This window comes from Streptomyces sp. NPDC051555 (assembly GCF_044454405.1).
In the GTDB taxonomy this organism is placed as follows: domain Bacteria; phylum Actinomycetota; class Actinomycetes; order Streptomycetales; family Streptomycetaceae; genus Streptomyces.
This window is the reverse complement of sequence record NZ_JBITDP010000002.1, coordinates 532,410-544,944: the sequence shown is the minus strand read 5'-3', so window position 1 is coordinate 544,944 and position 12,535 is coordinate 532,410. Positions and strand designations below refer to the sequence as shown.

The following is a 12,535-nucleotide window of genomic DNA, read 5'->3' as shown; positions in this document are numbered from 1 at the left end:
TGTGCGGCGGCCCCGGCTGCCGGGAGATTCAGGTACGGGAAGCTCCGGATCAGGCCTTGGTCTTGGCGGCCGATCCGTTGAGGCCGGCGCCCAGCTTGGTCAGGGGCATGTCGGCGAGTCCGAGCTGGTCGGCCTTTTCCAACAGCTCGCCCAGGGGCCCGGCCTGGGCGTTCCCTCCCTGCATCAGCTTCATCAGCAGTGCGGACACGGTCAGGTTCTGCACGTCGGAGGTCGAGAACGAACCGAGGACGCGCGTGATGTCCTCGGTGAAGTCGGACGTGCCGTCCAGCCAGGGCTTGGCGAGCGCCTGCGCGGTGTCGGAGTGCTGGACGAACGCGTCGATGCCCTTGCCGAGCGAGATCGAGGACACGAGCCGGTCGAAGAACACCGAGTCGCCGCCGACGATGTTGATGTCGGCCTTCTCCAGCCCGGCCGCGACCACCATGGCCTGCGCCTCGGCGACCTGCCGCTGCACGTCGAGACCGGCCAGTCGGATCTCCTTCTCCGCAGCCAGCCGCAGCCGGTACTCCTCGTGCCCGCGCGAGGCCTCGTCCAGGGCGGCCATCGCCGCGGCCTTCTCCGTTAGGCCCGCGGCCTCCGCCTTCAGCTTCTCGCCGATCATCGCCGCGTCCGCGCCCGCCTGCGCCCTCGTCCCCTCGGCCTGCGCCTTCAGCCGCGCCTCGGTGGCGTGCGCCTCCGCCAGACCCGCCTTCTCGATCGCGTCCGCCTCCTTCTCACGGACCTGTACGGCGGCCAGCCCGGGCGCCGCGGTCTCGGCCTGGATGCCCTCCGCGAGCCTCAGCTTGGCGCGGGCATCGAGGTCGGCGGCCTTGACGCGGGCCTCGGCCAGCGTCAGCTGTTCGGCTGCCCGGTGCACTGCGGCGGCCTCCGCGGCCTCCGCCGCCTTGATGTCCTTCACCAGGTGTTCCTGGGCCTCGGCCTCGGCCGCGATGACCACGGCCTGCCGGGTCCGTTCGGCCTCCTCGACGACGCGGAGCTTCTTGATGGATTCCTCCTGCTCGGCGACGGTACGGTCCACCGCGATCCGCTCCCGTACGACCTCGGCGATGTCCCGCTTCTCGGTCTCGACCTCCTTGTCGGCCGCGATCCGCGACAGCTGGGTCTCCCGCTCCCGTGCGATGACCTCCAGCATCCGGTCCTTCTCGATCCGCTCGTTCTCCACCGCGATGACCCGCTCGCGGTTCTTCGCCGCGACCGCCACCTCACGGGCCTGGTTCTCCCGCTGGATGCCGAGCTGCTCCTCCGTCCTGAGGAAGGCACCCTGCGCGCGCAGTCGCTCCTCCTCCTGCACACGCGCGGTCTCGGCCTCCTCGCGCGCCCGGACGGTCTCCACGTCACGGCGCTGCTTGATCTCGGCTTCGCTCTGGCGCCGCTCCAGCTCCAGGATGGCCTCGCGGGCGTCGACGTTCTGCCGGGTGATCTCCTTCTCCTCCGTGCGCTGGAACTCGTTGGTGCGCACGTGCTCGACGGTCGTCAGCTCGGTGATTTTCCGGATGCCCTGGGCGTCCAGGATGTTCGCGGCGTCCAGTTGCGTCATGGGGGTCTGCTCGAGGAAGTCGATGGCCGCGTCGTCGAGGTGATAGCCGTTCAGGTCGGTGCCGATGACCTGGATGATCCGGTCCCGGAACTCTTCGCGCTTGGTGTAGAGGTCGACGAAGTCGAGCTGTTTGCCGACGGTCTTGAGGGCCTCGGAGAACTTGGCCGCGAAGAAGTTCTGGATCGCCGACTTGTCGCTGGCCGTCGCCGTGCCGATGGCCTGGGCGACCTTGATGACGTCCTCGACGGTCTTGTTGACCCGGACGAAGAAGCTGATGTGGATGTCCGCGCGGATGTTGTCCTGGCAGATCAGCCCCTCCCGCCCGGTGCGGCGGATCTCGATCGTCTTCACCGAGATGTCCATGTACTCGGCCTTGTGCAGCACCGGAAGGACGACGGCTCCGGTGAAGGTGACGTCCACCTTCTTGGTCTTGGAGATGATCAAGGCGCGGCCCTGCTCCACCTTGCGGAACAGCCTGCTGACCACCAGCAGCAGCGTGATCACGACGAGCAGGACGACGGCGACGAGTATGCCGAAGCCCAGGGAGATGGCATCCATGGTGAGGTCCTTGCGATGAAGGTGTGGCGAAAGCGGGTGTAGGGGGACTGAGAAGAAGGGCGAGCAGTGCGGCTCAGGCTGTGGCCCGTGGGTCGAGCGCCGGATCGAAAGGGGCGACCCAGAAGAACTCGCCGTCCTCGTCGAACGCGTACAGCAGGGCCGTGCTCCCGGACCGCAGGTCGTCGTGCCCGTGCTGCCGGACCTGGACCACCGCGGTCGAGCCGTCCGCCGCGGCGACCTCGGCCTGGCCGAAGCTCGCGGAGACTGAGCCGGTCCGGATGGTGCACGTCAGGCCGATGAAGTCGAGCCTGGACGGCGGTGGCAGGTCGGGGAAGAGGCCGCGAAAGCGTCGTACCACGAACCGTGTCACCCCCCAGGCGAGCAGCAGAGCCGCAGCCAGTACCCCGACGTCGAGTCCGGCCCGCACCGCATCGGGAGCCTGTAGACGAGCGACCAGAACCGAGCCGGTGATACAGGCGAACCAGGCGACGGCGACCGCAAGGGACACGGTGACCGTGACCGGGACACCGCCGACGCCGGCCGCGTGGCCGTAGGTGTGGCCGAGCGGACCGTCGTGCTCGGCGGCGCCGCACAGGACGAGCAGCCAGAAGGCGATCACGACGATGAGCGCCGCGCTGAACAGCGCGGCGGGAAAACCGAACGCGGCAGCGGTGAAATCGCTCATGGTCCCCCCCATCGTCAGTGCGTGTTGCGTTGAGTGACAGGACGGCGGTGTACCCCGGTTCCGTTTCCGAAGCTCGGCATCGCGGCCTGCCACGGGCTCCTTGAAGCCCATCCTGGCGGGCAGGGCCACCCGCTCGCATTGCCGTACCTCGGCAGTCTTTACGCGTTCCTGATGCCGGAGGGGGGCGAGCCTGTACTTGGAGAAGTGCTCGGCGTCGAGGTCGAATGGGGTGGTGGACTCCTCGACGTGGAACAGCACGCCGGGCAGGCCCGGCTCCGCCTCGCGGATCGCGAGGTCCGCGGCGACCGGATGTTGAAGCGCAGGCCCGTAGCGGTTGAGGTGCCGAGCTCCACCAGCGCCATGACGGGGGGTGATCCTCGGGAGGACATGGTGGGCGAGAGCGAGAGCGCTGTATGACCACGTCTTCGTCCCGCTCCTGGACCCGCCCTTCGTCCAACAGCGCCTGTGGGCGAAGTCCTCGCAACTGACCTTGACCTATCGGGCGGCAACGTTCGGTGTCGGCTTCCCGTACGGCCGGAGCCTCCGGCGAGGAGACCGCGTCCCGGATGTCGCCTGCACCCGCGCAGACGGCACGCCGACCCGGCCGTACGCGGAACTGCCCACGCGATGGGCTCTGCTCGTATGGCCCGGTAGACCGCCCCCTGGACTGCGCGAGGAGAAGGCCCACACGCGCCGGACGGTCCAGGAAGAGGCGCTGCGCCTCCTCCTGGTCGAAGGGGTACCAGAACACCACCGTCGAGCTGATCGCCGCCGCGGCCGGCGTCTCCCGCCTGACCTTCTTCCGGCACTTCCCGACGAAGGAAGCAGTGGTGGAGTCCGATGACCGGGTTGACCAACCCCTGGTTTTTGAGAGCCGGTTCGTGCTTGCGTCCAGCCCCGACCTGTCGGCGACGCTTCCCGGCTCACCGCTCGTGCAGCGCCGACTTTATGCCTCGCAGTCGTATTGCTTGGCGAGATTGTCGACGGCCTCCAGGATTAAGGTGCGGGAGATCGCGGTGAGGGCCGCGTCGTCCCAGTTCTTTGCCACGACGACGCCGGGTGCGACCTTCAGCGTGAATGTGACGTACTGGGCGTCCGCCTTCATCCTCCTCGGGCACCCCGCGGGGAGCTGGGCCTAGCTCTGCGGGGGGCTGACCTATCCCGAGCGGCCTTCGGTGAGACGGGTGGCACCCTTTACCGGTCTTTCAGGGCCCCGCTGGCCCGGGTGTCATGGGTGTACTGGGGCCGCTCTGCTGCGTCGCCCTCCGGGTCCCGGTTGACGAAGCGGATGGTGGAGAAGGCTGGGTCCACCCCAGACTTGCCGGTCTTGTGCTCGTCGACGGTGACCCGGCCGCTCGTTCCGTCGGACGACAGACCCGTCGTGTTCTCGGTGAGCATGCCGAGGCAGAAGTTCTGCGCAAGCAGGTCCTTCAGCGGGCTGGGCCACAGCTGGATGGCGGCGACGACTGCCGCCACCACCACGAGCACGGTTGGCAGCACCAGGTACTTCTTGTTCATGAGCAGCCAGAGAGGCGCGCGAGGTTGGTCGCGCTCTCGCTCACCACCGTGGCACTGTTGCGGATCGCGGTGTCCCGGTCCACGATGCCCTTCTTCTCCTCCTGAAAGGGTGCGCTGAGACTCACCACGATGTACGGCGCGGTAGACCCCAAGCGGCCGGCGCAGCCTGCAGGCAGCTGAGCCTCGGCCTTGTCGGGGAGTGCCCAGCCGGCGAGTCCGCCGCCGAGCGGCACGGCGCCCCCCGGCAGCCCGGTGCCGCTCTTCGAATCCTGCATGGTCAGCGAGTAGATGGTTGTTCGGGTCGTGTCGCCATCCGGGTTGGTGCGCTGGGCGATGCACGAGCGGAAGAAGGCGTGGTCGCCCTGCCCCTTGCGTTCGAACTCCCCGAAGCCGACCCGCCCGCCCTGCCCGTCGTCGATGAGCCCCGCGGTCCGCTCGTCGAGCGTCCCGAAGCACAGGCGCTGCGGCGGTTCCGGCTCTTCACCACCGGACCACAGGGTGAACGCGATGGCCGCCCCGCAGACGATCAGTGCCGTCGGCAGCACGAGGTGCTTTCGGTTCACCGCTCGCCCATCTTCATATCGGCATCCTTGATGCCTGCCTGGTACCACTGCTCGGCGGTCGGCTGGAGCCCGTCTTCGTACTCCCCCGGGCTCGCGTCCAGCTCCGAGGGGTGGAGGCCCTTGGCTGTCGCCACATCGCGCATCGTGGTGTACATCTGGTTCTCGCCGTTTTCGTAGTGGTTGACCATGTTGTTGCGGGTCTCGGCGTCAACTTTGGCGTTGAGGTCAGTCATGTACGCGGCCGTGCCGACGTCGACTGAGCGCTGGAGCACGTCACCGACGACGGGGATGGCCGTCAGAGGCGCGCCGTACACGTGGTAATCCATCATCTTGTTCCAGCCGTTGACGTCCTTCTGCGCCTGCCCGAGGTCGTAGATGACGTCGCCGCGCACGCCGTCGAGGTGGCCGAGTACCGATGCTGACTGCTTGACCCACGCGCGCAGCTGGGGGTCTTCGTGGCGGTACGAGTCCTCGGGGAAGCGGTTGAGGCCGTCGGCGATGACCACGCTCTGCGAGTGGTGGATGACGCCGAACGCCTTGGGGTCCTCGGCAACGCCGCGGATGACGCGCGTAAGGTCGCCCCGGTCGACCTTGAGGTCGTTGAACTCGGTGTGCCCGTCCATGTTCTTGCCGAGTATCTGGTGCACGTCCGAGGCGTAGTCGCCGATCATGTTGCCCATGCTCGTACGCATGGGCAGGGGAACGGCGCTCTGGTTCTTCTGAGCCTCGTCGCCGCTGTACTCCTTGATGATCCGCTCGAAGATCGCTGTCTCCGCGCCGTCATGGTGGGCGGGGACGCCGTGCAGCGGGCTGCCCGGCTCGCGGCCCGTGGCCGCGGCCTCCATGGCGGCACCGAACTCGGCGCGGGCGGAGGTGCGCTGCAGGTCCTCGGGCATCTTGTCCTGGACGTCGCCACCCGGCCAGTGCCGGTCCTCCAGGAAGTACTTCAGGTTGTCCGTCGTGGTGGGATCGAAGTAGTGGGTGGCCGCTGAAGGGTTGCGGCTCATCGCGTTCATCAGACCCTTCATCGGGTCCTCCTGCGTCCCCTGCCAGTTCTTCATGACCCCGTCGTAGGCGTCCTTGTCGTGGGTTTCCCACTCGCGGATGCCGTTGCCGACCTCTTTCAGGAAGGCCTCGCTGTAAACGGGGTCGCCCTTGTCCTTCCGGAACGGACTGTCCTTGGGGTCCTTCGGGTCGTACGGCTTGTCCCCGGCGTCGGCGGCCATCAGGTCGGTCAGGGCGTTCCAGCCCGCCGTTCCGCCCTTGAGCTGCCCCGGGTGCTGGTTGGGCAGACCATTTCCGTTCCGGGCGGTGGTGATGAGCCGATCGGTCCAGGCCGAGGTCACGCCGCCGGGAGAGCCGATCGGCGAGTCGGGGCCGGTGGCGGTGGCGAGGCTGCCGGAGAGGGCCTTGTAGAGCCGGGCATCGGTGGCGGAGACCTGGCCGTCGCGGCCGCCGTGCTCCAGGCTGCTGGCGAGTAGCAGCACCGCTTCCTGGTCCTCGCGGCCGCTGTAGCTGAGATTCGTCATCAGCTCGGCGGAGAACGCTGGCGAGTTCTGGCCGCCTTCGACGAGCGTGAGGAGCCGCTCGCGCTCCTTGTCGTCGAGGTAGTCCCAGCGGGCGTAGAGCTTGGCGGCCTCGCGGCCGTTCTCCGTCTGCTGCTTCTCCTCGGCGCGCATCTTCTTGGCGTCGGCGACACCGCCGAGGTCGGTGCTCCCGAAGTCGTTGGGGTGGTTCTTCACCAGCGCGCGCAGCCCCCAGGCACACAGCTCGTCGGCCTCACTGGCCCGCTGCAGAATGCCTTCGATCTTGCCGCGCAGAGCGTCGAACTGCGCCTCGGTCGCTACCGGTTCGGTGCTGTCCTTAGACCGGCGGTCGGGGTGGGCACGATGGCTGAGCACGCCGTTCGGGTAGATGGTGATACCCGGTGGAGGATTCTCGTACGTTGCCTTGAGGTCGTCATAGGCGGTCTTGAACAGGGCGTGGGCATCTTGGAGGAGGTCGCGCACGGACTCGGCCTCGGTGACGGCATCACCGAATTCCTTGGCGGTCTTGGTGACGAACTCCTTCGTCACGGAGGCGTTCTCGCCTCTCCAGGTGGACTTGTCGGCCTTGGACTTCATGGCCGACGCATCGGTCTTGAGTTGCGTCAGTTTGGCGATCATCTCCGTCCATTGAGTGACCGCGGTGTCCATCGGGCCGAGTTTGGCATTCAGGAGCTGCTCGAAGGTGGGAATGGCTGTGGCTCCTTACCGGAAGAACTGGCTGATCTTGGACGCGGACACGGCGCCCTCACTGCCCGGCACAACGGGCCCGACGATGCGCAGCTGTGCGGCGATCCAGTCGTCATTGGCCTTGCTGGACTTCTTCGTGTAGTCGAGGTGATTAGAGATGTGCGCGCATGCCTGGAGAAGGGTCCTCACCTGCGTCTCCCAGATCTTGTTCACCTCCGACAGCGCGGCACCCGTATCGAAGCCGTCACCCTTCAGGCTGCTCCCGGCACTCTCGCTGGCCGCGCTCGCGTGTTTCCCCGCGGGCTCCAGGCCATTGAAGAGGCCGTGGGAGGCATGGCCGATCTCCCCGAGATCGTCGTCTTCGACCACGTAGTCGGCCGAGCCCGGCTTCGGCGCCGAACCGCCCGTACTGTCCACCTGGTTCAATCTCATGGTGACGGCTGCCTTGTCCGCGGCCCACTCTTCTTCGAACGACATTGTCAGCACCCCCGTGTTGCTGGTCGTAGACCTGCCCCGCAGGCCACGCTACCCACCTGGGTAGCGAACGGCCACAGATGATCGATCATACGTACGGGCTGCGCGCGATCGAACGCTACCCAGGCCGGAACAGTTCGCAACGCTGCCAGCCCAGTTGGGCGCCGCGTGTCGCACAGGCCGCGCCGCGTACGACGCCACCGCGCACCAGTAGGCCATGACGTCGGAGCAAGTGTCCGTGTTGCCGGACGTCGACACCGATGCCGCCGACCGCCCGGACGGTGAGTCTCCTGCTTCCGTCAGCGCCCGCGATGCCGGCCGACCAGGTCCGCCGCAGGCGGCACAAACCGGAGCCCGTGATCGGGGCGCAGCCTGCCTGCTGAACTATGCCGCCGCACCCGTCAACGCGATTCCGCGCCTGGCCGGCGCCTCTCCGGGCGCAACCTTGGTGTGTGCGGCGGTCGGTGTGAATTCGGCGTCGCACTGAAACTCGGCGTGGCCTCCTTCCGCCCAAGGGCCGATCGGGGCGGAAGACGAGGGAACTCGCGTGGTGGAGATCGCGTCGGCCTGGTGGCGAGGCGAGTTTCCGTTCGGCCGTGCTCGGAACGCCCATGGAGGGTCAGGGGGCGAGGGATGGATCAGTGGGTGCTCTGCCACTCAACGGAGTCGAGGCGGCTGCTGAGCGTCGCGGCGAAGTCCTGGGCCCGGTCCAGCTGGACGCGCAGCTTCTCCACCTGTTCGATCGCGGCCTGCTCGTAGGTCCTCACCCGTTCCAGTAGCTCGTCCCTCCGCGTCGCGTCGAGCGACTCGGCCGAGTCGAGGTGGTCGGTGGCCTCCAGGAGGTCGCGCATCTGGTCAAGCGTGAAACCGAGCGGCTTCATCCGGCGGATGACCATGAGACGGGCGACGTCGGTCTCCGTGTAGAGGCGGAAGCGCCCCTGCGAGCGGGCGGAGGGGGTGACCAGGCCGGTCTCCTCGTAGTGCCGGATGGTGCGCAGAGAGAGTTCCGTGCGTGCGGCGACCTCGCCGATCTGCATGTGCTTTTCGGCGTCCGCGCCAGTCATTCCGCTCTCCCGTTCCTCAACGCCGGAGTGTATCTCCACATCCACTTATACCTACTCTAACGTTAGGGTAGAGTTGTCGACATTGTGGCGCTGCGTAGCGCTCTGACGTTCACCGTCGGGCCGACGGCGCCCCGATGAAGACACCGGCACTTACAGGAGGCCGAGCGCGCAAGTCTGCGGCGTCCTTCCAGGTGTGCCCGCAGGAATCCGCGCGCTCCTGATACGCGCGGAGTGGCTGCACCCCGCTTCCGCGCGCCCCGGTCTACCGACGTGCCCGAGCCCGACAGGTTCTTAACCCTTGACCTCTGCATACTTCATGTCCTCGGCCGCGCGCATGAGGGCGCTACGTCCCGATTGGCTCTCCGATCCCCGGGTGTGGCGCACCGAGGTGCTGGCCGGCCTCGTCGTCGCGCTCGCGCTGATCCCGGAGGCGATCTCGTTCTCGATCATCGCCGGTGTGGACCCGGCGGTCGGGCTCTTCGCCTCGTTCACGATGGCCGTGGTCATCTCCGTCGTCGGTGGCCGACGCGCGATGATCTCCGCCGCGACCGGTGCCGTCGCCCTCGTGATCGCGCCCCTGAACCGGGAGCACGGTCTCGGCTACCTGGTCGCGGCGGTGATCCTGGCCGGTGTCTTCCAGATCGTGCTCGGGGCACTCGGAGTGGCGAAGCTGATGCGGTTCGTCCCCCGCTCGGTCATGGTCGGCTTCGTCAACTCCCTCGCCATCTTGATCTTCATGGCGCAGGTGCCGGAGATGAGCGACGTACCGTGGCCGGTGTACCCGCTCGTCGCCGCCGGTCTCGCGCTCATGGTGTTCTTTCCGAAGCTGACCACGGTGATTCCTGCCCCGCTGGTCTCCATCGTCACCCTGACCGTGATCACCGTCGCCGCAGGGATCGCGGTGCCCACCGTGGGCGACAAGGGCGCGCTGCCTAGTTCCCTGCCCGTGCCCGGCCTGCCCGACGTCCCGTTCACGGTGGACACGCTGACGACGATCGCTCCGTACGCCTTCGCGATGGCGCTCGTCGGACTGATGGAGTCGCTGATGACGGCGCAGCTCGTGGACGAGATCACCGACACCCGCTCCTCCAAGACCCGTGAGTCCGTCGGCCAGGGCGTTGCCAACATCGTCACCGGCTTCTTCGGCGGTATGGGTGGCTGCGCGATGATCGGCCAGACCATGATCAACGTGAAAGTGTCCGGGGCCCGCACCCGGCTCTCGACGTTCCTCGCGGGCGTGTTCCTCATGGTGCTGTGCATCGCCTTCGGGCCGGTCGTCTCCGACATCCCGATGGCCGCTCTGGTCGCCGTCATGGTGATGGTGTGTTTCGCTACCTTCGACTGGCATTCCGTCGCCCCCGCGACCCTGCGGCGGATGCCGGCCGGGGAGATCGCGGTCATGGTGCTCACCGTGCTCTGCGTTGTCGCGACGCACAACCTCGCCGTCGGGGTCGTCGCCGGCTCTGTCACGGCGATGGTCATCTTCGCCCGGCGCGTCGCTCGCTTCGCCGATGTCACCTCCGTCACCGACCCCGACGGGACCACGGTCGTCTACGCCGTGACCGGGGAACTCTTCTTCGCCTCCGCCAACGACCTCATCGGACGGTTCGACTACGCGGGGGATCCCGACAGGGTCATCGTCGATCTGTCGGCCGCCCACGTCTGGGACGCCTCGTCCGTCGCGGTCCTCGACGCCGTCGAGACGAAGTACGCGGCGCGGGGCAAGACGGTCGAGATCACCGGCCTCAACCACGCCAGCGCAGATCTGCACGCCAGGCTCAGCGGCGAGGTCTCCGGCCACTGACGCTTCGGGTGCCTCGCGCGGTCGGTCGGGTGTGCGCCGGTCGAGCTGGTTCTGCGGGTCGTCCGAAGGAATGGAGTCTCACCGATCGGCCAAGCCGCTGAGCAGCGCGCTTGCTTCCGCGGCGTCCAGCCCGTAAAGGGAGTGGGCTTAGCGGGCGCGCCGTTCGAATTGCTCGCAGAGCGGAGCCAAGGCTCCGACCTGCGAGCCTGTCCGGCGGGGTGGGTGCAGGCGATCGGCGCCGTGGGGCCCCGATGAACGGGTGAGGCCGTGGCTGGTGCCTGGCCTGCTGCGGATCGCGCTGGCGGGGTGCTCCCGCGAGACCGTCGGGCGGCTGGGGATTCGCCTCGCCCCTGGACACCGCAGCCGCGGTCACCGTCGTCGTCCTGGGCGACGGCTCTGTCTCCGACGCGAAGAAGATCACCTCCGGCGTATGCGCCGAGTGCCTGGCGCTGCTCGCGGCAGCCCTGGTCAAGGCCCGACTCTCCTGAACAGTCGATCGGCATGCCGGACGGCTGATCGGGGAAGACGCCGGGAGCCGAACGCCGACCGGGCCGGAGGGCCAGGTGTGTGGCCGCGTATCCGAATGAGGGACTTTGGGTCGGGTCGCATGCGGCTGCTGTTCTGAGCTGTGCCCGAGAGCATGGGGCCGCTGGGTCGAGACCCAGGACAGTGGGAGGAGGAAGGAGGAGCACACATCGTTCGGGTAGGCGTCCACGCGCCGAATGGAAGTGAGGTGCGTCGTATGGGCAGCGATGAGAGGACGCCGCTAGTTGTTGTAGGGGTGGATGGCTCCTCCACCTCCTACGAAGCCCTTCGGTGGGCGGTGCGCTATGCGCGGCTGATTGGTGCGACCGTCGTCGTAGTAGCGGCGTACGACGTGTCCAGCGGGCCGGGATGGGCGCCACCGTCGGAATCTGCGGATGTGAACACTTCAGGGATCAAGCAGGATCTGGCCGAACAAGTCGCCAGGGTGATCGCCGAAACCGGAGAGATGCCGCAGCTGGAACAGCGTCTCGTAGAGGGAGATCCGGCGACAGCATTGATCAGGGCCTCGGCCGGGGCCGAGGCCCTGGTGGTGGGCAGCAGAGGCAGGGGTGGGCTCTTGAGCCTGCTATTGGGATCGGTCAGTCGGCATTGCGCCGTGCACGCCGGATGCCCGGTGGTCGTAGTCCGCCCTGGTGTGACCGAGGACGACGAAGTCGGTGCGCGCGTGGGCGAAGAGCCCGTAACTCCGGCAGCCTGAGGCGGGTGGAGGTCAGGGCCGCCGTGCTCTGCCGGTCGCGGTTGGTTCGCACGGTGGAGCTCAGCGCACGGCGCCCAGGAAGGCCTTGGTCCTCTCGTGTGCGGGGGTCTCGAAGAGCTGTTCCGGTGGGCCGGACTCCAGGACGCGGCCGTGGTCGAACATGAGGACCCGGTCCGATACGTCGCGGGCGAAGCCCATCTCGTGGGTGACGCAGAGCATGGTGATGTCGGTGGTGCGCGCGATGTCGCGCAGCACGTCGAGAACGCCGACCACCAGCTCCGGGTCCAGGGCGGAGGTCACCTCGTCGAGCAGCAGCACGTCCGGCCGCATGGCCAGGGCCCGGGCGATGGCGACCCGCTGCTGCTGTCCTCCGGAGAGCCGTGTCGGGTGCGCGTCCCGTTTGTCGTCGAGGCCGACGAGGTCCAGGAGTTCTCGTGCCCGCTCCGCGGCCTCCTCCTTACTCAGGCCCAGTACGTGGACGGGACCCTCCATCACGTTCTCCAGCACCTTCATGTGCGGGAAGAGGTTGAACTGCTGGAAGATCATTCCGATACGGCGGCGCGGCCCGGCGAGGTACTTCTCGTCCGCGGGCACCAGGCCGCCTCCATGACGGTCCGGCATGTGGGAGAAAGGGCTCCCGTCCACGTGGATGGTTCCCTCGTTGACCCGCTCCAGGGTCATCAGCAGCCGCAGGATGGTGGTCTTGCCGGAGCCGCTGGGCCCGATCAAGGTGACCTTCTCGCCTCGGGCGACCCCGAGGTCGAGTCCGTCGAGCACGGTCTGGTCGCCGAAGCGTTTGACGACGCCCTCGAAGCGGACCATCGCGGTCTCCGT

General features: G+C 67.7%; 11 protein-coding genes and 1 pseudogene. 3 read left to right on the top strand and 9 right to left on the bottom strand.

Annotated elements, in window-relative coordinates; all coding sequences use genetic code 11:
* Positions 1-49 precede the first annotated feature (49 nt).
* Both ACIBEA_RS06915 and ACIBEA_RS06910 read right to left on the bottom strand, forming a co-directional pair.
* Positions 50-2,116: a flotillin family protein gene (locus tag ACIBEA_RS06915; RefSeq protein WP_399258759.1), complete on the bottom strand. Its 2,067-nt coding sequence runs from the start codon at positions 2,114-2,116 to the stop codon at positions 50-52.
* 73 nt (positions 2,117-2,189) lie between these two features.
* Positions 2,190-2,801 (bottom strand): hypothetical protein, encoded by a 612-nt coding sequence (locus ACIBEA_RS06910; protein WP_399259055.1) that lies wholly within the window; start codon positions 2,799-2,801, stop codon positions 2,190-2,192.
* A 566-nt stretch (positions 2,802-3,367) separates the two neighbouring features.
* Between ACIBEA_RS06910 and ACIBEA_RS06905 the strand changes: the two are divergent.
* Positions 3,368-3,589, top strand: a pseudogene (locus tag ACIBEA_RS06905) (hypothetical protein); the annotation flags it as partial.
* A 158-nt stretch (positions 3,590-3,747) separates the two neighbouring features.
* On the opposite strand, the gene ACIBEA_RS06900 reads toward ACIBEA_RS06905, so the two are convergent.
* The 6 genes from ACIBEA_RS06900 to ACIBEA_RS06875 all read right to left on the bottom strand — a co-directional run bounded on the left by ACIBEA_RS06900 (position 3,748) and on the right by ACIBEA_RS06875 (position 8,654).
* Complete coding sequence (locus ACIBEA_RS06900) at positions 3,748-3,906, bottom strand: hypothetical protein (RefSeq protein WP_399259081.1); 159 nt, start codon at positions 3,904-3,906, stop codon at positions 3,748-3,750.
* An 89-nt stretch (positions 3,907-3,995) separates the two neighbouring features.
* Complete coding sequence (locus ACIBEA_RS06895; RefSeq protein WP_399258758.1) at positions 3,996-4,319, bottom strand: hypothetical protein; 324 nt, start codon at positions 4,317-4,319, stop codon at positions 3,996-3,998.
* Positions 4,316-4,882: a hypothetical protein gene (locus tag ACIBEA_RS06890; RefSeq protein WP_399258756.1), complete on the bottom strand. Its 567-nt coding sequence runs from the start codon at positions 4,880-4,882 to the stop codon at positions 4,316-4,318. Before ACIBEA_RS06890 ends, ACIBEA_RS06895 begins: the two co-directional genes overlap by 4 nt.
* The gene (locus tag ACIBEA_RS06885; protein WP_399258755.1) at positions 4,879-7,077 is read right to left on the bottom strand and encodes a DUF6571 family protein; all 2,199 of its coding nucleotides are present in this window, start codon (positions 7,075-7,077) and stop codon (positions 4,879-4,881) included. The genes ACIBEA_RS06890 and ACIBEA_RS06885 overlap by 4 nt, the downstream gene beginning before the upstream one ends.
* Positions 7,078-7,131: 54 nt before the next feature.
* On the bottom strand, positions 7,132-7,593 hold the full coding sequence (locus ACIBEA_RS06880; RefSeq protein WP_399258753.1) for a hypothetical protein: 462 nt from the start codon (positions 7,591-7,593) through the stop codon (positions 7,132-7,134).
* A gap of 635 nt (positions 7,594-8,228) precedes the next feature.
* Positions 8,229-8,654 (bottom strand): MerR family transcriptional regulator, encoded by a 426-nt coding sequence (locus ACIBEA_RS06875; RefSeq protein ID WP_399258751.1) that lies wholly within the window; start codon positions 8,652-8,654, stop codon positions 8,229-8,231.
* A gap of 316 nt (positions 8,655-8,970) precedes the next feature.
* On the opposite strand from ACIBEA_RS06875, the gene ACIBEA_RS06870 reads away from it, so the two are divergent.
* A complete protein-coding gene (locus tag ACIBEA_RS06870; RefSeq protein ID WP_399259054.1) occupies positions 8,971-10,458 on the top strand; it encodes a SulP family inorganic anion transporter in 1,488 nt (495 codons plus the stop codon).
* Between the two features lie 742 nt (positions 10,459-11,200).
* Positions 11,201-11,701 (top strand): universal stress protein, encoded by a 501-nt coding sequence (locus ACIBEA_RS06865; RefSeq protein WP_399258749.1) that lies wholly within the window; start codon positions 11,201-11,203, stop codon positions 11,699-11,701.
* 60 nt (positions 11,702-11,761) lie between these two features.
* Here the strand turns inward: ACIBEA_RS06865 and ehuA are convergent, their stop codons facing one another.
* Positions 11,762-12,523 carry an ectoine/hydroxyectoine ABC transporter ATP-binding protein EhuA gene (gene ehuA / locus ACIBEA_RS06860; protein WP_399259053.1) on the bottom strand — a complete coding sequence of 254 codons (762 nt, stop codon included), beginning with the start codon at positions 12,521-12,523 and terminating at the stop codon, positions 11,762-11,764.
* Between the last annotated feature and the right edge of the window lie 12 nt (positions 12,524-12,535).